This window comes from Leptospira soteropolitanensis (assembly GCF_026151655.1).
Classification (GTDB): domain Bacteria; phylum Spirochaetota; class Leptospiria; order Leptospirales; family Leptospiraceae; genus Leptospira_A; species Leptospira_A soteropolitanensis.
This window is the reverse complement of the sequence record NZ_JAMQPN010000013.1, coordinates 1-23,825: the sequence shown is the minus strand read 5'-3', so window position 1 is coordinate 23,825 and position 23,825 is coordinate 1. Positions and strand designations below refer to the sequence as shown.

19 protein-coding genes are annotated in these 23,825 nt (G+C 37.4%); 8 read left to right on the top strand and 11 right to left on the bottom strand.

Annotation, left to right across the window (positions count from 1 at the left end; genetic code table 11):
• Positions 1-348: 348 nt before the first annotated feature.
• The 4 genes from ND811_RS18330 to ND811_RS18315 form a co-directional block, all read right to left on the bottom strand.
• The gene (locus tag ND811_RS18330) at positions 349-813 is read right to left on the bottom strand and encodes an AgmX/PglI C-terminal domain-containing protein (RefSeq protein WP_265353424.1); all 465 of its coding nucleotides are present in this window, start codon (positions 811-813) and stop codon (positions 349-351) included.
• Entirely contained in the window at positions 814-2,508 is a 1,695-nt protein-coding gene (locus ND811_RS18325) for an FG-GAP repeat protein (RefSeq protein ID WP_407658926.1), read from the bottom strand.
• A gap of 95 nt (positions 2,509-2,603) precedes the next feature.
• On the bottom strand, positions 2,604-3,902 hold the full coding sequence (locus tag ND811_RS18320; RefSeq protein ID WP_265353426.1) for a hypothetical protein: 1,299 nt from the start codon (positions 3,900-3,902) through the stop codon (positions 2,604-2,606).
• Positions 3,903-4,100: 198 nt separating this feature from the next.
• Positions 4,101-5,333 carry an adenylate/guanylate cyclase domain-containing protein gene (locus tag ND811_RS18315; protein ID WP_265353427.1) on the bottom strand — a complete coding sequence of 411 codons (1,233 nt, stop codon included), beginning with the start codon at positions 5,331-5,333 and terminating at the stop codon, positions 4,101-4,103.
• A 672-nt stretch (positions 5,334-6,005) separates the two neighbouring features.
• On the opposite strand from ND811_RS18315, the gene ND811_RS18310 reads away from it, so the two are divergent.
• The 5 genes from ND811_RS18310 (at position 6,006) to ND811_RS18290 (ending at position 11,618) form a co-directional block, all read left to right on the top strand.
• Complete coding sequence (locus tag ND811_RS18310; RefSeq protein WP_265353428.1) at positions 6,006-6,809, top strand: hypothetical protein; 804 nt, start codon at positions 6,006-6,008, stop codon at positions 6,807-6,809.
• A gap of 198 nt (positions 6,810-7,007) precedes the next feature.
• Positions 7,008-8,246 (top strand): cytochrome-c peroxidase, encoded by a 1,239-nt coding sequence (locus tag ND811_RS18305; protein ID WP_265353429.1) that lies wholly within the window; start codon positions 7,008-7,010, stop codon positions 8,244-8,246.
• A complete protein-coding gene (locus ND811_RS18300) occupies positions 8,246-9,772 on the top strand; it encodes a parallel beta-helix domain-containing protein (RefSeq protein ID WP_265353430.1) in 1,527 nt (508 codons plus the stop codon). The genes ND811_RS18305 and ND811_RS18300 overlap by 1 nt, the downstream gene beginning before the upstream one ends.
• A 1-nt stretch (position 9,773) precedes the next feature.
• Positions 9,774-11,051: an ankyrin repeat domain-containing protein gene (locus ND811_RS18295; RefSeq protein WP_265353431.1), complete on the top strand. Its 1,278-nt coding sequence runs from the start codon at positions 9,774-9,776 to the stop codon at positions 11,049-11,051.
• A 78-nt stretch (positions 11,052-11,129) separates the two neighbouring features.
• Positions 11,130-11,618, top strand: coding sequence for a phage integrase N-terminal SAM-like domain-containing protein (locus ND811_RS18290; RefSeq protein ID WP_265353432.1), 489 nt, complete (start codon positions 11,130-11,132; stop codon positions 11,616-11,618).
• 296 nt (positions 11,619-11,914) lie between these two features.
• Here ND811_RS18290 and ND811_RS18285 read toward each other — a convergent pair whose 3' ends face one another.
• Positions 11,915-12,046, bottom strand: a complete 132-nt coding sequence (locus ND811_RS18285) for a rhodanese-like domain-containing protein (protein WP_265353433.1) — start codon at positions 12,044-12,046, stop codon at positions 11,915-11,917.
• A gap of 11 nt (positions 12,047-12,057) precedes the next feature.
• Here ND811_RS18285 and ND811_RS18280 point away from each other — a divergent pair, with 11 nt between their 5' ends.
• Complete coding sequence (locus ND811_RS18280) at positions 12,058-12,291, top strand: DUF2938 family protein (protein WP_265353434.1); 234 nt, start codon at positions 12,058-12,060, stop codon at positions 12,289-12,291.
• 86 nt (positions 12,292-12,377) lie between these two features.
• On the opposite strand, the gene ND811_RS18275 is transcribed toward ND811_RS18280, so the two are convergent.
• Both ND811_RS18275 and ND811_RS18270 read right to left on the bottom strand, forming a co-directional pair.
• A complete protein-coding gene (locus ND811_RS18275) occupies positions 12,378-13,319 on the bottom strand; it encodes a DUF1554 domain-containing protein (protein WP_265353435.1) in 942 nt (313 codons plus the stop codon).
• A 204-nt stretch (positions 13,320-13,523) separates the two neighbouring features.
• Positions 13,524-17,228, bottom strand: coding sequence for a LamG-like jellyroll fold domain-containing protein (locus ND811_RS18270; protein WP_265353436.1), 3,705 nt, complete (start codon positions 17,226-17,228; stop codon positions 13,524-13,526).
• A 376-nt stretch (positions 17,229-17,604) separates the two neighbouring features.
• Between ND811_RS18270 and ND811_RS18265 the strand changes: the two genes are divergently transcribed.
• Together ND811_RS18265 and ND811_RS18260 are read left to right on the top strand one after the other, a co-directional pair.
• On the top strand, positions 17,605-17,868 hold the full coding sequence (locus ND811_RS18265) for an RNA recognition motif domain-containing protein (RefSeq protein ID WP_265353437.1): 264 nt from the start codon (positions 17,605-17,607) through the stop codon (positions 17,866-17,868).
• A 219-nt stretch (positions 17,869-18,087) separates the two neighbouring features.
• Positions 18,088-19,167: a LamG-like jellyroll fold domain-containing protein gene (locus tag ND811_RS18260; RefSeq protein WP_265353438.1), complete on the top strand. Its 1,080-nt coding sequence runs from the start codon at positions 18,088-18,090 to the stop codon at positions 19,165-19,167.
• An 8-nt stretch (positions 19,168-19,175) separates the two neighbouring features.
• Here ND811_RS18260 and ND811_RS19680 read toward each other — a convergent pair whose 3' ends face one another.
• The 4 genes from ND811_RS19680 to ND811_RS18240 all read right to left on the bottom strand — a co-directional run bounded on the left by ND811_RS19680 (position 19,176) and on the right by ND811_RS18240 (position 23,701).
• Positions 19,176-19,850 carry an AraC family transcriptional regulator gene (locus ND811_RS19680; protein WP_265353439.1) on the bottom strand — a complete coding sequence of 225 codons (675 nt, stop codon included), beginning with the start codon at positions 19,848-19,850 and terminating at the stop codon, positions 19,176-19,178.
• Positions 19,847-20,674 (bottom strand): 7TMR-DISM family protein, encoded by an 828-nt coding sequence (locus ND811_RS19675; protein WP_265365547.1) that lies wholly within the window; start codon positions 20,672-20,674, stop codon positions 19,847-19,849. The genes ND811_RS19680 and ND811_RS19675 overlap by 4 nt, the downstream gene beginning before the upstream one ends.
• 221 nt (positions 20,675-20,895) lie before the next feature.
• Positions 20,896-22,917 carry a sensor histidine kinase gene (locus ND811_RS18245; protein WP_265353441.1) on the bottom strand — a complete coding sequence of 674 codons (2,022 nt, stop codon included), beginning with the start codon at positions 22,915-22,917 and terminating at the stop codon, positions 20,896-20,898.
• A gap of 208 nt (positions 22,918-23,125) precedes the next feature.
• Entirely contained in the window at positions 23,126-23,701 is a 576-nt protein-coding gene (locus ND811_RS18240; RefSeq protein WP_265353442.1) for a WG repeat-containing protein, read from the bottom strand.
• Between the last annotated feature and the right edge of the window lie 124 nt (positions 23,702-23,825).

Sequence of the window (23,825 nt, the reverse complement as noted above, 5' to 3'; positions counted from 1 at the left end):
ATTGAAATTGCTTTTGTTTCTTTCTAGAGCCTAGCTAGTTTGCATAAAGTCTATACAGCAAAAGCTCGTTACCATTTCCCAACTGTCTCGCACTCCTATTCGAATCGCTGTGTTCTGTTATCCATGTCTTCGCTTCCGAGGAAAACAATCATAACTAAAAGAAAAAAATCATTCTAAAATGAACTCTTCCTAAAAAGAATTCTGTCGGATCGGTTGATTGTTTTTGGTAAGAATATCTGTCGATCAGATTGTATTTCTTTTTCAATGCCTTCTCTTTCTTTGAGAATTGAAAAAATAGAAGACATTTGAAGTCATTGCATTTAGCCACCTAGTAGGAGACTATATTTTCTATTTAGAAAAAGTTTCTTCTTTTTTAAAATGGAAGGTATATTCCACGTAGGTGTTATGCGATCTCTCTGGCGGTGGTGGAAATTCCCAGGAACCAATTTCATTTTGAATACATCCGGTTAGATTGTTTGAGGAGAAATCGGAATGAATGAGTTCTACTTTGGTTGGATCTCCATCTGGCTCGATCTGCCAATCAAACTGAATTTTACCTTCTTCTTGCTGGGGTTTTGATTCTAAGTATTGTTTATAACAATGTTGAATCTTTATTTTGTGTTTGGCGATGGTTAGATTCACTTCTCGTTTGTGATAAGGAGTGAGACCTCGTGTGTCTATTTGGCTTGGTGTTCGAGAACTTGATCCATTTTCTGAGATGGGACGGAGGAAAAGAAGATACATTACGGTCCATAGTAGAGTTGTTACCGTAACGAGAAGGATTTCTTTTTGAAAGGGAATGGCTTTTTTCATTTATTTTCTGATAAAAACATAGGCGGCACCTGAAGATACAGCAGAATTATCCGAACTTGCTGTAGGTCCATTCGTGATTGTATTTTGGATGCTATCTTCCTGGTTTGCTCCGACAACGATCGTATCTCCCGATAATCCAATGGAATTGCCTAGCCGATCATCGGGATCAGCGTTTGGTGCTTTTAGATACGCATTCAGGGCCCAATTGGATCCCGTCCTCCCGTAAACATAGATTGCACCAGACCGAGGTGAAGAGTTATCGATGCTAATCGTTGGTCCATTTGTCACTGTCTTTTGGCCACTATCTTCATAAATGGACGAGACAACTATCGTATCCCCTTCGATGGCAAGTGAAGTGCCAAAATATTCGTCTGTCTTTGCGTTAGGTGCTTTGAGATAAGCTTCATTATTCCAAGTAGATCCTATCCTCTTGAAAACATATGCTGCACCCGCAGTTGCTGCGGAATTATCGGAACTAGCAGTAGGACCGTTTGTGATTGTTATCTGATTGCTAGCCTCGGCAAAAGCTGCGACAACAATCGTATCCTTTGAAATGGCAACATCTTCTCCAAATTGGTCGCCCGCTTCTGCATTGGGAGCTTTGAGGTAGGCTTGTTCTACCCAAGTGGAACCAGTTCTTTGGTATACGTATGCGGCGCCAGCACTAGTCGCACCATTATTGCTACTTGCAGTTCCACCGTTGGTAATGGTTGTTTGGTTACTATCTTCTAGATTTGCACCTGCTACTATGGTGTCGCCTGAGATGGCTAAGCCTTTTCCAAAAGCATCTTGTGCTTCTACATTAGATGGTTTGATATAGGCCTGTTGGGACCAAGCGGAACCCGACCTTTGGAAAACATAAATTGCCCCAGCACTGGTTGCCGAGTTGTCTCCGCTTGCAGTTGGACCATTTGTAATGGTTGTTTGGTTGCTATCCTCCAAATACGTCCCCACAACAATTGTATCGCCAGAGATCGCTACAGGAAATCCAAACTGATCACTAGCTTCTGCGTTTGACGGCTTGAGATAAGCTTCTTGTACCCAAGTCGAACCTGATCTTTTATATACATAAACTGCCCCGGCATTAGACGCCGAGTTGTCCCCACTTGCTGAAGATCCATTCGTAATCGTTGTTTGGTTGCTATCTTCCAAATTGGCACCAACGACAATTGTGTCTCCATCAATCGCAACAGCGACTCCAAATTGATCACCTGCTTCGGCATTAGGTGCTTTGATATAAGCTTGTTGGGACCAAGTGGAACCAGTCCTTTGGTATACGTAAACGGCACCCGATAAACCCAGAGTGTTATCACTACTGGCACCTTCCCCATTCGTGATCGTAGTTTGGTTACTTGCTTCACCGATCGCTCCGACAACAATTGTATCTCCAGAAATGGCAACGGCACCTCCAAATTGATCACTTGCTTCTGCATTAGCGGCTTTGAGATAAGCTTGGCTTTCCCAAAGTTTGATAGGAGTTTGGATGAGGAACCCACAAAAGGAAACGGGACCTTGCGCGGAAGATGATAAAAGTAGGGTCGAGAGATAACTTTCAGATCCTGGATCACAGGGATTATTCATTGTTAATCGCTGGCAATTAATAGATAAAAAAATTGTGAACAAAGCTAAGATGCTTGGAAGCAAAATCGAGTGAAGTTTGAATTCTGTCATTTTTTTTAATTGTTTTGCATTCATTTCAATAGGATTAAAATGATTAACATTTGTTACCAAAAGTCTTTAATTTGAACCAAGTCATGCAAGTGTTTTTCCTAGTTTCTAGAAAATGGGTTCTAATCTTTTAGCATATATTTTAAATTTGCATAAATATGAAATATATCAACCGGAGAAAATTTATCAAAACAAATCGTTGTAATCGTATTCGCTTCTATTTCTAATTGATCTTTGTTTAATTTTCCACTAGTAAAGTCTTTTAATGAACTTTTAAAAAGCCCAAATGACATTTTTGCAAAACTCTTGAAATCATTCACCTGGCTCAAATCAAGGAATTCATGCGATTGGGACTTGAATTCGATATTCTTTTTATTGATTTGAATGCTTCTTTCCTTGTCACTGAGGTAATATTTGAAAAAGATATTTCCAATCTGCGAAGATGGTATTTTGATTTTATCCCTCGTATTTATAAAGTGACTTTTGTTAAGAATGATTTTGTTTCGCTGCCATTTACTGAAAAACAGAACCATTAGATTGATCAAAAATGGTATCAACGAAATCATAAATGCAATGGAGACGAATGCCAAGGAATTTCCTAAGGTATCAAATAATATTTCTAAATCGATTTGATCAATGTTTTTGTTTAATGAACTAAATATATCTTCCCAAGTTTGTCCTCCCTCTTCAGAAGAAATGGAAACTAAGATCGTTGCAGCAAATCCCAATATTAACATGAGAAAGACAGAAATTATGATCCATTTAACTTGGCGTATGGGAGAGTAATTTTTCCAATCGATAATTAACTCATTGTGAATAATTTCCAAATTCAATTGCCTACTCCTCAGTTTGTTTATGGGCATAGTATTTTTGGATATATTCATTAAGGATATGTGATTTTTTATGGTTTCAAGGTTCTCTTCTGCGTATCTTGAATCTTTTGAACCATCTGTTATCTCCCAAACAGTTCCATCTTTTAATATCATGATTACAGAAGAAAATCGATCTTCAAATAAAGATTTACTTGAACTTGGAGCAACCTGATAATTTCTAATTGAAAATTCAGAAATTTCCTCGTATGGAACTGAAGCTTTTTTTGCGACCGAGCTATTGTGATAAATTTCAACAATGGACTCATGATTATTGAAAACTACCTTTTCGGGAAATTGTCTCAATACTCTCCCTATAAATAGACTCGCTATCAAAAATCCACCACCTATTAGTGAAGAAACAATCATTGTGAGTAAATAATTTTCAACTTCAGAGTCACTTGTAGGTTCAAAAAAATTAAGTCCAAAATACGCCCCCAGGGCAATCGATAGGGCAATGAAACCAATACTCAGTAAATAAAATCTTGCCTTATCCACTGTTATTCTTTCCATCATGAGTGTGTCTTGTTGGAAATTTAATTTATATTTCATGTATTGTAAATTTATTATAGGTCCATTTGAAGATCATTTAGTCAATTGAATTAATCCAAATGAGCGGATTTTCTCTTTCTATCAATTTACGCATGTTAACGTGATGTATTTCAGATAGAGGCAGAAGAAGAATTGTGGAGTTTGCCAGTCTGAAAACAAAGATCAGATGGCAGGACAAAGGAAAGTTTTCTCTGGGATTTATAAACAAACAACTTCATACACTGTGATGGGTTTCGATTTACCTTTGACGATGACTTGATCAATTTCGCGAATTTCGAAGCCATCGCCTAATGAATATTTGTCTTGTAATTGTTTGTATGTGGCTTCTGAAATTAAAATAGAGCATCGGTAATGTTTGGTTAGGCCTTCGATTCTGGAAGCTAAATTCACGTTGTCGCCTATGACAGTATAATCCAATCTTCGATCGGAGCCAATGTTCCCTACAATGGCTTCTCCTGTATGAATCCCAATTCCCACTTGTAATTTGTCGTCTGGATTTGGAATGGTTTCGTTTATTTTCTTTATCTCACAAATCATCGCGACAGCTGTTTTAACAGCGCGTAAAGCATCGTCATCGCGTTTGAAAGGGGCACCAAATATGGTCATGATGGCATCGCCGATAAATTTATCAATAGTTCCGTTAAATTTAAATATGATATCTGTCATGCGAGACAAATAATGATTTAAGAAATGGACAACTTCTTCGGCAGATCTTTGTTCGGAAAACTTAGTAAAAGATCGGATATCAGAAAATAGGATGGTAACTTCTTTGTTTTCGCCACCTGGTTCTAGTTGTGCTTTATTTTTATAAAACTCACTGACAAGTTGTGAGGGAAGATATCTTTCCATCATTTGTTTTGCATTTGCTTCTTTTACCATTTCGATATTGGACACTGTTGTTAGATACCCCATACCAAGCATCATAGCCAATCCAAACATCATGGGAATCAAATCAAACGGGTAACCATCTTCTAATCCAATGGAAACAACAAGGAAATAGACAATTGCCAAAATAGTTCCGTAAATCGTTCCTGCTTTTGAATTTCTCAAAAGATTAAACTGGAAGACAAACATGGCACTTGTCATTGCGATAAAATAGATGAGTCCGTTACCTTTCAGAATCGTTGGGTCAAGAAAAATCATAAGCCCAATGATAAAATAGTCTAAGGTAATCGTGAAAAATTTTAGATATGGTTTATATGGTAAAAAAAATAGAATTAACAAAACAAGGGTGGCAAAGATTAGAAATAAAATATCCAATCCGACTGTGATGATACTAGTCGGAACAATTGTGTAATTGATCCAACCAAAATAGGATAAACTATCTAATGTTGAAGTGACTGAAAATAGGGCAAACCGAACGAAAGCGACAGTTTTTTCGTTTTTCATTTCCCTTGCGATTAAGATTTCATCGACTAATGAAAGTTTCATGTATTAAACCGTGTCAAAAACTCAGTGTCGTTATTCCGAAATCAAATTGAAAATGAAGAATTGATATTTTAAAAATTCGGAATCTATCTGTCATGATAGGTGGTGAGTTGTTTGGAAAGCGAGTCTATTTTGTTGTTTCAAGTGAATGTTTTATACGAGATTTTAAGAAATAGGTTTGCGTTAGGGATACGGCGGGCTTGGTCGCCTGCCATCAATAGATGGCGGGAGACGGGAGCGAAAGCGGACCCCGGAGAAGCCCGACCCTTTTTGGATAAAATGCTATGACTCCAATCCAAATCGGGAATGCCCGTATGCCAGCACTCTTACTTCTTACGCAATAACCAAGCCGTAGGGACGAGAAAAAATAAAATGAGAATTCCGAATCCAATGATGCTTAGCCATATATTCAAAAAGGATAATATGGTAACGAAGGCGTAGATATAAGGACCTTTGATAAAATGCGAAGAGGTTTTTTTGATTTCGATTGGGTTGGAGTCGGGATTGAGTAGTTCTTTTTATTGTATTTTTTGAAGGAGTTTTCGAAACCTTTTTCTTTGTTGCCATAGATCACCTAAGCGTTTTTCTACGATGAAATTCTGAAGGTAAAATTTGAATTGCAAAAAAAGAAAAACCAAGGCCAATCAATGCAGTTTAGAGGAGAAGAAGAACTGTATGGAAAAACGTTTTGGGACCTGGGCCGAAATTCTTGATATTACGATTTTGATAGGGACTTTAATTGTGTTAGGTGCTTGGGTTTTTGGTGTTCCTTTGTTTTATAGAACCGATGGTCCCGTATTGTCTATTTTTACAGCCATTTCGCTACTCGTGATTGTGGGTTTGCGACTTTCCACGAGACATTTCCATCTCTGGCCTTTTACAGCCAATCTTGCCTTTTTAATGATTGTGGGTGGTGGCAATATTTCTTCCATTTTGATGTTGTTATCGGCTCCAGCGGTTCATATCAATCCTAAGTCTACTCTAGTGATGACTTCTGTTTTTACATCCATTGGTCTTGTGTTTTTTAGTATTTATGAGATCCTTTTGTATCTCCGCAAAACTCCAAAAAGCATTTGGATTCTGGATGATATTTTGATCCACCTAGCGCTTGTTCCTGGAGGAATTAGTTTGATAGGACATATCTTCCAAAATCCAACCTATCTCAGTATGGCAATGGATCCTCGCGTTGGAATTTCCCCACTCGAGATGGTTTTTATGGCGACTCTTGCTCTTTCTACAATTCTATCAAATCCCAACTTGTTTCTTTGGAAATTTTTAAAAGGGGGACTGGCTAACCAATTGACCTTTGCTGCTTTGTTTATCAACCAATACATTGCTCCCGTCATCTATTTGTTAATTGCCGGAACCAATTGGGAAACAAAAGGTTTTGGGCCAGAGTTGTTTATATTTTTTGGAGGAGTCATCGCCACTTTAGGTTTTCTTTTGTTCCAAGCAAAAATGGAAGAAAATACAATCTAATATTTGATTTTAGTTAGAGGGAGAATCCTTTGAGCGGGTGAGTAGAGGATGGGAAAGAGGGAGTGGGTTTTGTTCACTTGATAAATATCAATGTGTCTCCGCATATTGATATTTATTATGGCAAAATGTCTTGTTTTCTTTTTTTGATCTTAAATTAAAAAGATTTTTCACTTTTTCTCATTCTGTTTCCTTTGTCTTGTGAAGTATTGGTTTGTTTTTGGATTCATAACCTCTGTCCTCATCCTTTATGATTGTTCAAAGGCTGAGACTAGAATCATTCCAGAGTTATCCAAATTTGAAGTAGTGGAACCTCCTTTAGATTTCCACCTTTCGACTGTTTGCCCTTCGGGACTAAAACTTGAAAAAGGTTTTTGTGCGATTGACTATCGTTATGTTCCCTCTTTGGAAAAAAATGGGGGCCTTGGTCAAACTCTTCCCTTAGTTAAGTTAGATCCCAAAGTCATTGACTTGGGAAGGTATTTATTTTTTGATCCCATACTTTCTGGCGATAAACAATTGTCATGTGCTCATTGTCACCACCCAGGCTATAGTCTCTCTGACGGACAGAAACAAAGTATAGGGAGAGGTGGTATTGGTTATGGACCGACGCGAAAAAATGGAGTTCTACTCAAACGATCGGCCCCAAGTTTGTGGAATGTTGTTTATATGAAGAATTTGTTTTGGGAGGGAAGGGCATCCCACTTAGAAGACCAAGCAGAAGGACCACTTTATTCACCTGATGAAATGGGGAGTTCACCAGATATCATTGAATCAAGGTTAAACGAAAATACCTATTATAAAAAAATGTTTAGACAAGCTTATGGTGAAATGGGATCTAAAATTTCGGCATCACTTGTGATTGATGCTTTATCCACTTTTGAAAGGTCACTCGTCTCATTCAGTAGTCGGTTTGACAAGTGGTCTACGGGCGATAAAGAAGCATTAAGCACAGAAGAGTTGTTGGGTTATAATGTTTTCCGCTCTTTTGTGGCCCGCTGTGCCGAGTGCCATCCTCCGCCTATGTTTACCAATAATGTTTTTGCAACGATTGGTGTTTTGGATTCGAAAGAACGCGACTTTGGTAGAGAAACTATTACTGGGCAAAATTTACTCAGAGGAGCCTTCCGGGTTCCAAGTTTGAGAAACATAGCTAAAACGGCCCCTTATATGCATGCGGGAAATTTGAATACTTTAGAAGAAGTGATTCGTTTTTATAATGAGGGTGGGGGAAGAGGGAACGGCGCACCGAGTGATCTTAGAATCCATTGGCATGTTAGAAAAATGGGCCTCAGTGAAAAAGAGATTAGCTCAATCATTTCTTTTCTGAATACATTGACTGATGAATCAAGTATGCCAAAATTTCCTAAGTCGGTTCCTTCGGGTCTACCGGTTGCACTAGAATTTGAATCATATCAAAATCGGAGTTCTATAAAATAATGAGTTTTAAAAAAAAGTTTCTATCCTTTAGTGTTTTTAAGATCTGTCATCATAAGAATACTTTGCCATTCTCCTTTGTGATTCTCTTTTTCTTCTTTTTGTCTACACAAGTTTTTTCACGTACTTTAGAAGTTCATGAAGGAGAATCCATTCAGAAGGCAATCGATTCCCTAGAAAAAGGAGATACTGTCAAAGTATATCCGGGAGTTTACAATGAATTTTTGTTCGTGGATAAAACTCACTTTACTTTATCCGGTGTGATTCTCAATGGCAAGTGGCCTGTGTTAGATGGAGAAGGAAAGTTAAATGATGGTGTGATTGGATCTGGGGCCAACTTTCTGATTGAAAACTTCCATATTAAAAATTATAAAGCGAATGGTGTGATGACCCAAGGTGCTGGTAATATTACGATGCGAAAACTTATCGTAGAAAATACTGGTATATATGGAATTTATCCAACGATGGGAACAAACGTTGTCGTAGAAGATACGGTTAGTTTAGGAATTGCTGATGCGGCCATTTATATTGGCATGTGTCACAATGTTGATGTTAGACGAAATGAAGTATACGGAAGTGTCATTGGAATCGAAATCGAAAATTCAACGAATGTGCTAATCGAAGGAAATACTGTTTACGATAATTCAGCTGGAATTGTTGCTTTTGCATTACCAGGATTACCTCTTAAAAAAGTAGAAAACGTAATCATTCGAAAGAACTTCATATTTGATAACAATCATAGAAATTTTGCGGAACCGGGCGCCCTTGTTGCCGGTGTTCCTCCTGGAATCGGAATTGGTGTTATGGCAGGGGACGAAGTTACGATTGAGGGAAATATCATTCGCAGGAATAGTTTTGCTGGCATTGGTATTGGTGATAACAACCTACTACCTAATTCAAAATCACCGGATCCAGATGTAGAACCAAATCCTGACCGAAATAAGGTGTTAGAAAATGTTTTTATCGATAATGGGAAACGGAAGTGGAACGATATTATTTCCTGGCTTTTTTATGTGATTAGGGTTGTCTTTTCTGGGAACCCTATCCCGGAATCACCTAACGGTGGGAAGGTGGGAATTTTTCCGGAAGGATACGATGTTGTGGCCTCGGGGAAAGGCAAAGACAATTGTTTGATTTCTCCTGATTCTGTTACAAAAATTGGAACAAGTGCCTACGGAATTTGTAAGCTGACAGACACTACCGAAAAAATTAAAACTATGATCGGTGACCCGAAACTGGGAGAATCGAAATCGGATGCACGTGAACTGGGAAAACAAGTTTTCGGTGCTGTTTGCTCTGGTTGTCACTCAATGACTTTACGTACCGTGGGTCCACCAATCAAAGAAATTCAGGAAAAGTATAAGAAGGATGTTTATGGAGTTGTTTCTTTTGCTTCTATGCCCAAAAAAGTAAGAGAGGGATTCATTGAAATGCCATCTCAAAAGTATTTAGGTAACGAAAAGCTAACAGCTGTTGCAAATTATATTTTGAATTTAAAAGATGAAGGTGCCAAAGGGGTGGCAAAATAATATGGATAGAGACAAAAACCTTCCTGAGATGAACCCATTTCGCGGCGGATTGATTTCGATCATTCGTTTGTTTACACCGCCAATTTTGGCATTTCTTGTGATCGTTTTTGTTCGTTATATATCCGGTGATGTTTCTTGGAAACGAAATCTCCTAGCCGCTTCGTTTCTTTGTTATTATATTGCGGTCTCTGTTTTTGGAACCTTACGTGCTGCCTCTGCCGTAGAAGATATCCTTGGCGAAGAAGACATCGTTGAAGATAAAACCTTAAGAATGAGAAGGGCAAGACATTCGATTCGTGTTTTCTTTTCTCTTTGGCTCGTTGGTGGTGTTGCCATCCTTGTGGGTCTTTATGTTGGTATGACTAAAAATCGTTGGGACATGCCCATACCACTTCCTTCTTTACAAATTTTGAGTTCGGTCATTTGGGCTATCCTTTCCTCTTTATTGTTGCAACTAATGAGTTTCCATAGAGGGCTTTTGCTTACCAAAGGTGGATCCACAAAAGGATACATCGCGCAGAGTATAACGATATATGGATTCCTGATCCTTCTTTTTCCTATTTATTTTGTTTTATATGCCGGGAATGGGAAAATTGTAAACATTCCTTATTTGATAGCGTTTACATTGCCAACTAACTTTGTTTTGGTGTATTTAATTTTTAAAAAATACAAATCTGTTCTTAGTATTTTGGGAGAGAATTCTGTTTTTTTCTTCCATTCTGATACAAAATACGCTGCCAAAAGGGCCTTCGGTATTTTTTTATTAATATTTCTTTTTATCTCCTTATTCTTTTTAGATTATACACGCAGGAGAAAATTGCTTTGGATTTACGCAGCAAGAGAAAACCATGTTTTTCTATTTGATGTTCTCCGCCTAACGGGTGTGGACGTTAATGAAGTAGACGAACATAAATATACTCCCCTTTTTTGGGCAATCCAAGGCGGGTCTTTGGATTTTGTAAAATCCATCATAAAGAATGGAGCAAATTTAGAGGCATTCAATGAATTTGGCCAAACTCCTTTGATTGTGGCTGTTTTAGTTAAAAACGATACAATCGTCAGAGAATTGATATCACTTGGATGTGACATCAATCGTGGAGATTCTATGGAAGGCCAAACTCCATTGATTTTAGCAGCAAGAGATGGAAGTCTGGAAATCGTAAAAATTCTATTAGAAAATAAGGCGAACCCCCTTCTCAAAAATAAAAAGGGAGAAACTGCCTTAAGTTTAGCTATAGAAAATGGACACCAAAAAATTATCGAATTACTGAAAAAATGAAAACAATCTAGATATACCATAAAATCATTTTAATTTCTTTTTATTCTCATGTACATTCTGTCCTTTGTACTTATGGGTATGTTAAAAGATAAAATGATTTCCGATATGATCGTTCATGGTTATGCACAAAAGACGATACGAAGTTATACGTTGTGTATGTCTAGGTTAGTAAGATACTTTCAAAAATCTCCTTTGGATTTACAACCAATCGACATAAATAATTTTTTTCTTAATTTACGACAGTCAAACAAAACAGCTTTGCTTTTAAGGCAATATCTAGAGATGTATAATCCAAAATCGTATTTATTCTTCTCACAAAAGGGAAAAAATAATCCCATCAGTCCTCGCACGATCCAAGCTGCTTTTCAGAAAATTCGAACCTTATCGAAAATACAAAAATATGCTACAGTTCATACTGATATCAAAAGTACAATGATATATTTACATGTGAGCCCAGACTCTCTTTTGCAAATTACAAGTCCGTTAGAAAAGATAGGTAATATCAAACTCGGGGTTTTTGAAAACCAACACCAATACGGATTCCAATTTCAAAGCAGTTCTTCTTAAAGGAAATTGATCCACTTTCGAAAATTGATTCGATGCGAAAAAATCAAACGGAAGTTGCCTTTGGATTCATCAAAATGTTACTCTTTGTTTATCTGTGCTAGAATTGTATTCACATGACAGTTTCGCTAAGAAGCAGTGGTCACACATCCTCTAATTAAAAAAAGAAGAAAGTCAATAATTTAAAATAAGTTAGATGATTGTGTAAGGTGAATACTATATCTATACAAGTTACCAGTTAAAAATTCAATTTCTTTAAGGATTGAAGTTTTTTTCGTAAAAACCTTTGCTTCCCTTTATTATTTATTTTCAAGAGACTCCCAACCACTAAATCCACCTTCATAACGAAAAACATTCACTTCGCGTGATTGCAAAAGTTTCATTGCATTAACAGATAAGAGGCAAAGAGGTCCTCGGCAATATACGATCACTTCTTTTGCCTGTGATCTGGGGTGAAGGGTGGTTGAAGAATCCGAAGATGTTACCGGCAATTTTTGTGGGAGTTGGAACCATTGTGGCGCCTTGGTTATTGATGCAACCGGCTATGGGGATTGGATTTGCTGCCTCCAAAACACCCAAACCTTACCAAGTTCGATTAAGAAACTTAGCCATTCACACAGTTTATGGATTAGGGCTTTATGGATCAGCACTTCTAACAAACGTTTTGTTTCGATAAATATAGGATTTGGGATTAATGGGAAATGTCTGCCAGTGGATTTCAAATCATAATGATTAAAAATGAAGTGAACCAAAATAGAAATTTTACTGTTCCACGCAAAGTAAATAGTAGGAGTTTCCACAAGTAAGAGATGCACTTGAAAGCGAACCACTTCCTGTTTGGTTGTATTGAGTTGTTGTAACGGAACCGGAATTTAAACTATAATTAGAACAAGTGAGTCCAGAAAAAACTGTCCATGAACCAGACATGCCACTAATTCCTGTGAATGCAGTGGCAGACCAGCTATTTGTCAAAGTACCAAATATAAATAAAGCATTGGCATTAGTTGTCATAATGGGCGTGACTCCATCTGATCTCACATAGTTAGTGTTTGGTTTTAAAACCCAGTCAATTTGTCCATCTCCAAGATTGGCAGTTACGGATGCTCTTCTGCAAGGATTGGAGCTACACCCAGATTCATCGACAAGCAACGCCTTGTATAGAGAGCTACCGGCTGGTTTACCTGCATCATTATTGCAAATCGTATCAGCTCCTGCTACACTTCCAATGGCAGGAACCGAATAGGCAATAGCTGTGACAAATGTTTTTAAAGTCGCAATAGTAGGAGAGGCCGATACTTCTACGGAAGGAAGGCTTTCCTTGTGATTCAGGATGTTTTCTGCGGTAATTTTATAATAATAGATGGTTCCGTTGGTTAGACCCGTGTGAGTGAATGTTGCCTCTTTTGTTGTCATTTTGTTAGCATTGAGGATTGATAGATTGGGAGAATTTGACCAATACACTTGGTATTGGTTTGCACAATAACTAGAATCCCATTTAAGTACAATCTGTCCGTTTTTGGGAGATATGGTTAGATTTTGTGGAACTGCCGGTGGAAATGGCGACACCTCACAGTTTGATTGTAGAATGATGTTTGTTAAGCCACATTTTTTCTCGGAATCATTGACGTTGCAAATATTTTCGGTCTTACATGTAAATCCAAGAATGAATACTAAAAATAAAACTAGTAATAAACTTGATCTCATTATTATAATTTATTGACTAAATGGCTTTTTGTCAATGTCGGAAATAGAAAAACGGGATAAAGTTGTGATTTTTTTTCTGAGAGCAGATACTCGTTTTAAAAATAAACTTTTTATTGATCTAATTCTATATCTATAATTTTGGATTTTAATTACAGAATACTTTTCTGTATCGCCAAATGTCATTTGAATCGAAACACACACTCCTTATTGGCAGGAATGGCTTACTGGCAGGCTGTATTTATTGGAAAGATAACACTCTACTATTTCTCTATCACTTGAGGTGAGGACTTGATCAAAATAAATCAAATCACCCATAAATCCATCAAAATAATCGGCACCGAGTGGGGGCACTCCTCCCCAAAAATACCTACCGATATCAAGGTTTCCACTAAGACAGTTGTACGTAGGTGGGCCAGAACTAGAAGAACTGACTAAGATACCGCCATTAAATAGATTCCCTGAAGTTCCATTGTATTCAAGAGACAAGAGTGTTGTTGTGTTGGTTGAATAAAAAGAAGAATTGGCAATTAACCTTGCCGTATTGGCTTGCTGATCAAACAAACTGACAAGTTTCCCTCCTCCACCATCAGGCAAATAGAATAATTTACCACCTAATCCGTTTTGAAAAATTCCATCGCTTCCTGAACCATTCATATCATTAAACACGGCAAAGATTGAGTTTGCAGTGGAGTTTAATTCTGGAGTACATGCTCTAGATAAATACGTTTCTGTTGAATTAAAAAAACGTAGACCTTTCGATCCATTGATTCCAGTGGCATTAAATACAGGCTGTTGGGTACCAATGCCTTGGCTCACATGAAGACCATTTCCACTTCGGTCATCCACAATCCCTATACAATTGGATCCTCCACTACAAGCTCCTGGTCCAAAGGAAGCCGCTTCAGGTATGAGAAATAACTTCATGCTACTACTAGCAGGAGTTTGGTTCCAGCTACTCACTTGAGTGGGATAAGCACCAGAGAGAGTTCTGATTTCCGAAATACTGAGAACACGATCATAGATTCTAATTTCATCAATGTCTCCGGTAAAGTTGGCAAGTCCATCGAGACGTCTTCCTATTTCCAGGCTAGGTCCAAGGATCGTAAACCAGGTTTTTGCTTCCGAAACTCGGATCACTCCATTCTCATAAACGTCAACATTTGGGGAATTATAAGTTCCGCAAAGGTGCATCCATTGGTTCCGAAAACCTTCGTGGAAGATTGTTACATCGTTTGAAACACCAAACATACCTGTAACGGTATCAGAAACAACAAGCCCGTTTCCTTGTGAATTTGTAAAGGAACCATATCCCACAATATATTCGCCGAGCGAACTCGATTTATTAAACCAGGCACAAATGGTTCTTGGGTTAGACCCTGCCGGTAAACCATTGGGGCTTAATTTTTGCATATAGGAAGCCCCATTAAATCTGTAAGCTCCGTTTGGGTTCCCATTGCGATCAGTGGTGGCAGTGGCACCACTGATTGTTAAATCATTTTGTCCTGTGCCATAGTCTTTTGCATTTCCGTTGAACGGGAAATAGGTGATAAGTCCTGCAGGTATTTGAACAGCCATTCGTCTTATTGACTCATCATCGATGGCTCCTTTAAAAAAACGAACATCAGATACTTTCCCTTTGAAATAAAAACCATTCCCTGCATCGCCCACTTTGAATGTACCTGAGGGAAGATTTGGGTTTGTCGAAAAAACCAATGGATCTTGTAATCCATTGATGTAGATTTTCCAGTTCGGATAGGAACGTTGGAGTACCACATGCGACCATTGGTTTAGCGGTAACCTCGCTGTTGTATTGCCACTTGGTCCAACAGCACCTAGCGAAACAGACAATCTTCTCGATGTACCCATCGTATCAATCAAGAGTCCAAATCCATTGGTGCCACCTTGTCCGTTGTAAAAGATAAATTGAGAACCTCCGCCCCCCGCAGGAAATACCCAGGCAGAGATAGTGAGGTTATCTGAAATCTGAGGTGTGATACTGGATGTGGATTGAATGAAGTCACCACCCCCATGAAGTTCGTATGCTCCAGTAACGAGAGCATTTTCATCCATCGATAGAGTGGGGGCTCCCATCACTAAGCCATTGTTAGTTCCAATTGAGTCGTTAGTGTCTCCATCAAATGTATATCGTAAAACTTCTGATGGTTCTATACTTCGGAGAGAATGGTTTCCAGTATCTGCAATATAAACATTCAAACCATCAGACAAAAGAAAACCAGGAAAATTCAAAAGTCCGTTTCCTCCAGTATTATCAGAATAACCAGAGACACTGCCGACAAGGGTAGTGACTTTATTTGTAGTTAGGTTTAAATGTCTGATTTTATGTCCAGACCATTCTGAGATAAATAGATTGGTTCCATCTGTGGTGAGTCCATGAGGATCATTAAACTGGGCCGTAGTTCCGATTCCATCTGTGGAAGCTTGTACTCCATCTCCGGCAATGGTATCGACAGCATTCGTTCCTGTAAGGGCAATCCTACGAATTTTATGTCCGCCACCGAGACCAATATCCGTTACATAGAGAAATCCTCCAAGTCCGATCACAGCAATTGGTGACACAAAGCGAGCATTTGTTCCAATGGGACTGTTTGTAAAATTGCATAACGTGGCACCACCTGCAAGAGTGCTAACGGACGTTGTGACTGGATTGACTACCCGAATGGTACAATTGGAACGATCAACAATATATAGATTTCCATTATATAGAGAAATCCAAGAAGGATTATTGAAAGAGGCTAATATTCCAGAGGTATGATCGGTCGAACCTACACTTCCTGATCCGGCGAAAGTGGAAACAACGCCAGTTGCTAAATTTACTTTTCGAATTCGGTTCCCACTTGCTTCTAAAACAAATAAATTGTTACCATCTGTTGTGAGACCTGTAATTGCATTAAACTGAGCTGCGGTTCCGACTCCATCTTGGCAATTAGTAGTGACAGTACCTGGACATACAGTTCCCCCTCCAGTATTACCACCAGCAAGGATCGTTGTAGTTCCATTGGATTTATCAATCTTTCTAATGACAGCGTTCATTGTGTCCGCAACATAAATAAAACTACCATCAGTGGTGATCATTTTGGGGCCATTAAAACGAGCAGCTGTTGGGCTAGCAGTGGCAACCGCTCCACCCGTGATGGCACCGCCTCCACCCGCATTCATTGGAAAAGAACCTGCTATAGTTTTAACGAATGTTTGCCTTCCGATTAAGCTTGTCCCGAGATCGGAACTAGCAGCGGGGTGGATGTTCCCACCTACGATATATCCATTAACACAAGTGATAAATATAGTAACATTTGCAGCTGCCATTGTCCCTACAGTAAGTGTGGGATCATCAAACGAACAAACTGTTCCCATAGGCACTGCTGTCAAGGTCACCGCATAATTGGATCCAGTGGCAATGAGGGTTGTAAATTTTGTAAGTCCGTTCGTTCCGATGTTTAAAGTTTCTGCTCCGTTATTTTGGACGGTAATAGAGCCACTGAGTCCTGAAACATTTACACCTACTTCATAAAAGTTGGCACCAAGTCCGCAGGTGATACTAATGTTTGTTATATCGATACTTTGGACGACACCCTGGGCATTGGCAATGGAACATGTGAGTCCGGCACCATTGGTAACAAAACTGACATTATAATTTTGGCCTGAACTGAGTTTTGTCGGAAATGTAAAATTTCCATCGGTGGCAACTGTAACTGATTCTTGGTTGTTTGTTACCGTTACCGATGTTCCGGGAAGGAGGCCTGAGACAACACCACCAATATTATGTCCAGTAAATTGTGGTCCAAGGAAAAACTTAAGGAAGGTTAGATATTCTAGTGGATCTCTAACAAGCGAAGGCAATCCACAGGAAGAGAGGAAAAAAAATACCAAGGGTAGTGTTAATCTCTTCATTAGGGAAACCCGTCGCTTTATGGAACTTTGGTATGATTAGGAATTTTATCAAGATATTTCGGCAATTGAATTGGAAAGTTGATTATTTTGAAATATTCTATATTTCGCAAAACAAAAAATAAATGAAATCCGAAAGGAGTTCTTTTTAGAAAGATTCATTTTGCCTTGCTATTTATTTGGCTATACATTTTGATGGTAACAGATTCAAAGTATATACGTTTTTTTAACCTCTAAGTAGTCCTAACTTTTTTGCATTCTGATCTCCCTTAAAGTTTTCCCCTGCATTTTCGTTCTGTTTTTACCTAATTTCCTCTATGGAAAGTCGTTTCTAATTCATTAAAATTGAAGAGTCAAAATCAAAATTTGAGGAAATCAAATGTCAGTTAATATATATGTAGGCAACCTATCTTACGAGATGACCGAAAACAAGTTAAATGAACTTTTTTCAGTGCACGGCGCAGTATCTTCTGCTAAAATCATTACCGACCAGTACACCGGTGGATCAAAAGGTTTCGGATTTATCGAAATGAAAGAACGTAGAGAAGCAGATAATGCAATCAACGACTTAAACGGTAAGAACATTCTAAACCGCGAATTAAAAGTGAATATTGCAAAACCAAAAACAAACAATTGGAACTAAATTTTCAAATTAGATAACGCCTAGAACAAACAAATTGAGATTTCACTGAGAAGTGACCCTTTATTTGTTTGTTTTTATATCCATCCTACTTTTCTTTTCATCAAACCCGCCTCAAGACCTTGCTATAGCTAAAAACGATTCATCAGTTTCTGAATTTATGTTCTGAAATATATATCGGGGCGACTTGTCTCTGTGTTCCTACTATAATCCTCTGCCAAGATGAAAAGTAGAATCTGTTGCGATAACCATGAACTTGGCGAAATATATAAATTAATCTTTGTTTGGTTCTTTTTTTCGTTTTCTGCCTTTGGTTGTAACCCTTCCGATTTGAGCAATGCTGGGGACGTATACAGTCGTGAATTTAAGGAAACTCAAATTCTTGCATGTATTTTAAAAGGTAAGGATTGTATCCCTTGTGTTGGAACTACTTCTTTGTATTATCCGCAAAACACTTACCTTTTGGGACAAAATTTCCCAGTTTTCATTAAAACAAATCTATGCAGTCAAATTTTCTCTTGTAAGGTTTCACCGGCATTGCCGACAGGACTAACGATACAAAATGAAACTTGTGAAATCAGTGGTTCACGAACGACTATTTCAAGTTATACGGATTACTCGGTCACTGCGACAACAAGTAATGGAGATACAAGTACAACCTTGCGAATCGGTGTTGAAATGGGATCACTTGTCCATTTAAAATTTACGAATGGATCTTTTGAGAATTCAGGCATCCAACCATTAACACTAACAGCAGGTTCATCTCTGACTTTCACTACTGGATATGAAGGTGATCCAAATGGGGCAATACATCTCAATACAACAGATATTAGTTCCCAAATAGGGGGAGATAGTATGTTGCCAAGTGGGATATCACCTAGAACCATTTGTATATGGCTCAAACCAGATGCACTTCTAGGGACTGGTGTTCAGGAATTAATTTTTTCTTATGGCACACTTTTTAATAATGCTTGTGGGTTTGGATTACAAAATACAGCGGGCGTAACAGGGTTACTTTTCTATAGCGCTAAGCAAACCTTTGCTCCGCCTGCAGGAATTTGGACGCATATTTGTATTTCTTTCGATGGAACGAATTCCTCTTACTACGCAAATGGAAGCTTTTTAGGATCACAAACGAATGTTAGTCCGGCAAGTACTATATTACAAAGAATTACATTCGGAAGTTGGGGAGGAGGGTATTATTACCACGGTGGCATTGATGGATTTCGTGTCTTTGGCTCTGCCCTCAGTGTAACGGCAGTCAGTCAGGTTTACCAAGGTTTGCCCGTGTTTGGCCCATAAAAGTTAATTCAATTGTTAGTTTCACCTAATTGTCTGTATTGCAAAGGACTCATACCAGTTGATTTTTTAAATTCAACATTGAAGGCCGTTTTCGAACCAAATCCGGTAGTATAAGCGACTGAAAGTATAGAAGTTTCAGGGTTTTCTTTTAATATTTTTTTAGCTTCTGTAATTCGGAAAGAATTGAGATAACTTCTGAAACTAACACCTAACTTGGAGTTGAGTAGTTCGGAAGTTTGTTGGACTGTAAGCCCAATGGCCATTGATGCAATTTCTAAATCGAGTTTTTCATCTAGATATGGTTTTGATTCTCGCATCCAAAATTCTAGATTTGCAAGTGTTTCTTCTGTATTGATGGAGTTTAACTTAGATTTCAAATACCGTTTGTTTTGATTTGAATCAATATTTAATGTAAGGATTCGATGGAGGATTTCATTTCGTTCCCCTTCTAGTGTTTCATATTTTTGTAAAAGATTGAATAATAGAAAAAACAGATCGATGGGAAAAATAAATACAGCAGAATAGAGAAGGGGAGTTGAATACGGCAGGATCCCCAAAAAGTAAAACATCGTATTGTAACTCACAATAAAATAAGATCCCCAGCTAATCAAAAAGAATAGGATTCGTTTTTCTCCTTTGAAAAAATTTTTGTTGTATAAGAGGTTAGAATTGCTGGGATTCAAAACATTGCAATGATTCCCATGAACAGTAAAATCTTATCAATCGTTGGATTGTTTACTTTTGTATTTAAAAACATTCTCACAAATTGAAAAGAAAAAGGGATGCCAAGAGTAGAAAATACTAGTATGGCTTTGTTTTGCCACCAGGGAGATTCTGGCCATAATACATCATAAGCATTTCCATATTGTCCATTGTACCAGAGTACAGTGCAGACTACATATCCTGCATAAAAGAAGAACTCGCTTAATCCAAAAGCAAAAAAATAGAATAAAGCAAATACAAACATTACTGCACAAATACCTAAGATCATCCAAATGATTGCTGTTTCTAAAATATTTCGTTTGTTAAATGCTCTTTCATCCATCGAACGAATAGGAAAAGAAATTAATGACTTGGATTGGATTCGTATGTAGAAATAATCTCCAAATTTTTTGTTTGGAATCTGAAAACTAGGGAAAAGTGCATCGGGAATTGTCCACTTTGACTTAGGAATCATATCTCCTGTTTCAAATGTTTTGTATTCCTTTTGATTTACTGGATAATAAAGAATGGCAGAGTCTAGGGCTTTCCAATCTAAAGAAAGAATCCTTCCTTTTGCAAACTGAATATCGTTTGTTTTTCCTCGAAGCCAAATAACATCATTAGTAAAATTAAAAGAAAGTTGAGTATTGGATATTTGGAACCAAGTTTCAGTTTTTAGGATTTGGGTGAAGGGAATTTCTTTACTTGTGTCTAGGTAGAATTCAAAATGATTAGTTACATTTTTGTTCCCAATGCTTTCTGTTACACAGGACGTTATTGTGGTCATCAAAAATAGAAAAAGCATTCGGGTGATTTTTTCCATTGAGCTGAATTGTTGTTTTAGTTTTTCAGGTCTGACAAGTCTTTTTATCAATCTGTTATGAATTTGTCTTCTAACATCGATTCATATTGTTTACTATTTATACAAATTGAATGAACGTAAGTTAGCTAATGCCTAAGAACTGCATTGGTTTCTTGAGATTTAATTCACCTAATCTGTGTTTTTTGTATAGGTAGCCGGATGGACTAAGTTTTATTTGGAAACTCTAATATAAATTTGCTTCCTTTCCCTTCCTCTGATTGGAAATGGATGCTCCCCCCATGAAGGCGCATTAATTCAATACAAAGTTTAAGCCCAATCCCAAACCCTTTTTCTCCCATTGTACCAAGAGATGTCATGGGTTTTGAAAACAAATCTTTTTGTCGTTCGACTGGTATACCTTTGCCATTGTCTTCGATACAAATTTCTGTGAACATTTGCTGATGATTGATACTTACTTTGATCCATCCATTCGGATGGCTAAATTTAATCGCATTAGCTATCAAATTCCGAAGAATTTCAAGTAGGAGGGAAGTTTCAGCATAAACAGTCGTTGTTTCGGGAATCTCTATTTCTAACTGTAATGACTTCTTTTTTAAGTCAAAAGTAAAAGAATCGGCTAAAGGTTTGATTATCTCTGACAACTGAATCTCAGATAAATGCAAATGGATTTGGCCTTGGTCCAATCGAAATCTGTTAAGATTCAGAAGGTTTTCCACTGTCGCCATAGTATTTTCTAAAATAACAAAAACTTGTTTTGAAATATGGGTTTTTTCTTCTTCGGTTGAGTTTTTGTCTGAAATAATTGTTAGTGCAGAGTAAATTGTGCTTAATGGTGATCTAAGGTCGTGTGCAACAAGAGAGATCAATTTATCTTTCCATTGGTTGGCTTCTTCTGCGACTCGTTTGGCATCTTTATATTCTTTGGTACGAATGATAACGGTTTTTTCTAATGACTCGTTGAGTAAGGAAAGTTCCTTTCCTAGTATTTCATTTTTAAGAAAGGATTTAGTAAAGTAAGATGCTAAAACAAGAGATTGGAACAAAACAGTCGATAAATAGGAATATTTGAGAATCATAAAATAATTCAAAATCCCGTATAAGTATAAAGTGTCATTGATCGCACTTAGGAATAAAAAAAACTGAATCAAAAGTAGCGGGATCGCCATATCTTTTTTTTGATAAACAGCATGGATCATACAAACAATAGAATAAAATAAAGCAAGAATCGTCAGAGAAATTCCATAAATGGTTGTTTGTGAGCCCAATTCAGAAGGAGTTATCAATACAAAAATATATAAACTTGTGCAAGAAATGATAAAAAACGTGATAATGGGTTTTGAAAAATTTTCAGGAAATCTTTGGTATAAAAACAAAAGATAACTTGGCATCGCCAGGAAAAAAATTAGCGATAGAGCAAATGCCAATCGATAAGGAACATTAGGGAATAGAAAATATAATGAATCTCCATTTAAGGATATAGAATGTAATGCGATGATGAAACTATACAATCCGAAATAGAAAATAATGGTTTTATGTCTTCGGAAAATAAAAACTGTAAAATGATAGAAGGCCATAAAAATAAGTGCACCAGTAAGTAAGGCATCTTTTATTGCTTCATTGAATATTTGAGTATTGATTTTTTTGTATGATCCTAAAGTGGGTGGATACCAAAAGGAACCATCGTCATGATAGAAATTGGATATATGCACAAGAATATTGGTTTCGAGATTAGGGTGGGGAAGTAAAACGACTCCGGAGCTGCGAGTAGGTATCATTAAGTCTTTCGATGTTCCTACTTTCCCAAGTTCAAGTTCCAATTCTCCATTCACATAAACGGACATAGCAGCCCCTCCCGTTTGAAAAAATCGAAGAGCATAAATATTTTTTTTTGCGGCTTCTGGAAATAGGATTTTGAGTTGATACGTTGCATAACCAGTTCCGTTAAAATGGTTCTTCCATCTCTCACCAATTCGTAAAAAACTTTTCATTGGTTTGGATGTTTTTGCAGTAGCGTATTGGCTGATTTGACTAGTAGAGGTCGTAAGTTGAGGCGGATTTAAATTTTCCCAATCAAAAGTCCACTCTCCTTTGAGGGGAATCGCTTTATGAAAATCTTGGTTTCTTAAATCGATTTCTCCTTTCGTGGCAATGTTTGTATTAGTATCTTGTGCAATCGGCGAACAACTACAAAGAATCAATAGACCAATTATAAATTTCCTGCTCATTTTTTAGAAATCCGATAGTTCGGATGTTGCCCGTCACTGCCATCGTTGTAACTGTTAAAAAAATGTCACAGGTATTTTGATTTGTGTCGTAGTACAAAGGGACGAGGTTCCCAAAACCAACCGTAAAAGTACTAGAATGGAATTTATTAAATTCCATTCTAAATGAATGAGGGTGAATTGTTATAAATTCAAAAGTTGTTTTAGTTTTCTATTTAAAATCAATTTTCCTTTTTGTTTTGTCGGATATCACCGTAGCTGATTTCTTTTTGAAATCAATCGATTCGATTGCATCCCATTCGATAGGAATGACAACTTTTCCTTTTTTGTTGATAACCCCATATTTTCCGCCAACGATCCGGCTATGTTCTCCCTCCGGGATTGACTCGCAGCCATTACATACGATGGAAAGTCCATTCTCGAAAGGATAAACAAAGTCGTAAGCGGCAGAGATTTGTTTCCGACAACGTGAATCGAAAAATCCAAATTTTTTATTTTCGACAAAGCGAGCTAGATTTTCTGAATAATAATCGGGTCCATTATCATACACAAAAGTTTCTAATAAAACCTGATTCTTTGTATCGATGCATACCCACTGGTTTTCTTTTACTACAAAAGCTACCTTTTCTTTGGTGAAGTCCAATGCATGTTGGTATTGCGGTTTAATAATCACTTTTCCAGATTTGTTTTTAAAACCAAAAAGATTATTTTCTTCAAAAGAAATCGGAAGACTTGGTTTTGCAAATATTGGGATACTAAACAGTAAAAAGGTAAAGATAAATTTCATAAAACCTGCTACCTTATTTTTTTGTGTAAAAATGGATACAGTTAGTGTAAAAAAAACACATAACGCATTGGTTATGAAAAATTTTTGATTCATCGATTCTCCCAAAGTCTCATTAACCTAATGA

Coding starts and splice junctions, on each gene's coding strand:
- ND811_RS18330 (WP_265353424.1), bottom strand. CDS start 813: ATGAAAAAAGCCATTCCCTTTCAAAAAGAAATCCTTCTCGTTACGGTA.
- ND811_RS18325 (WP_407658926.1), bottom strand. CDS start 2,508: ATGAATGCAAAACAATTAAAAAAAATGACAGAATTCAAACTTCACTCG.
- ND811_RS18320 (WP_265353426.1), bottom strand. CDS start 3,902: ATGAAATATAAATTAAATTTCCAACAAGACACACTCATGATGGAAAGA.
- ND811_RS18315 (WP_265353427.1), bottom strand. CDS start 5,333: ATGAAACTTTCATTAGTCGATGAAATCTTAATCGCAAGGGAAATGAAA.
- ND811_RS18310 (WP_265353428.1), top strand. CDS start 6,006: ATGGAAAAACGTTTTGGGACCTGGGCCGAAATTCTTGATATTACGATT.
- ND811_RS18300 (WP_265353430.1), top strand. CDS start 8,246: ATGAGTTTTAAAAAAAAGTTTCTATCCTTTAGTGTTTTTAAGATCTGT.
- ND811_RS18295 (WP_265353431.1), top strand. CDS start 9,774: ATGGATAGAGACAAAAACCTTCCTGAGATGAACCCATTTCGCGGCGGA.
- ND811_RS18290 (WP_265353432.1), top strand. CDS start 11,130: ATGTTAAAAGATAAAATGATTTCCGATATGATCGTTCATGGTTATGCA.
- ND811_RS18275 (WP_265353435.1), bottom strand. CDS start 13,319: ATGAGATCAAGTTTATTACTAGTTTTATTTTTAGTATTCATTCTTGGA.
- ND811_RS18270 (WP_265353436.1), bottom strand. CDS start 17,228: ATGAAGAGATTAACACTACCCTTGGTATTTTTTTTCCTCTCTTCCTGT.
- ND811_RS18265 (WP_265353437.1), top strand. CDS start 17,605: ATGTCAGTTAATATATATGTAGGCAACCTATCTTACGAGATGACCGAA.
- ND811_RS18260 (WP_265353438.1), top strand. CDS start 18,088: ATGAAAAGTAGAATCTGTTGCGATAACCATGAACTTGGCGAAATATAT.
- ND811_RS19675 (WP_265365547.1), bottom strand. CDS start 20,674: ATGCTTTTTCTATTTTTGATGACCACAATAACGTCCTGTGTAACAGAA.
- ND811_RS18245 (WP_265353441.1), bottom strand. CDS start 22,917: ATGAGCAGGAAATTTATAATTGGTCTATTGATTCTTTGTAGTTGTTCG.
- ND811_RS18240 (WP_265353442.1), bottom strand. CDS start 23,701: ATGAAATTTATCTTTACCTTTTTACTGTTTAGTATCCCAATATTTGCA.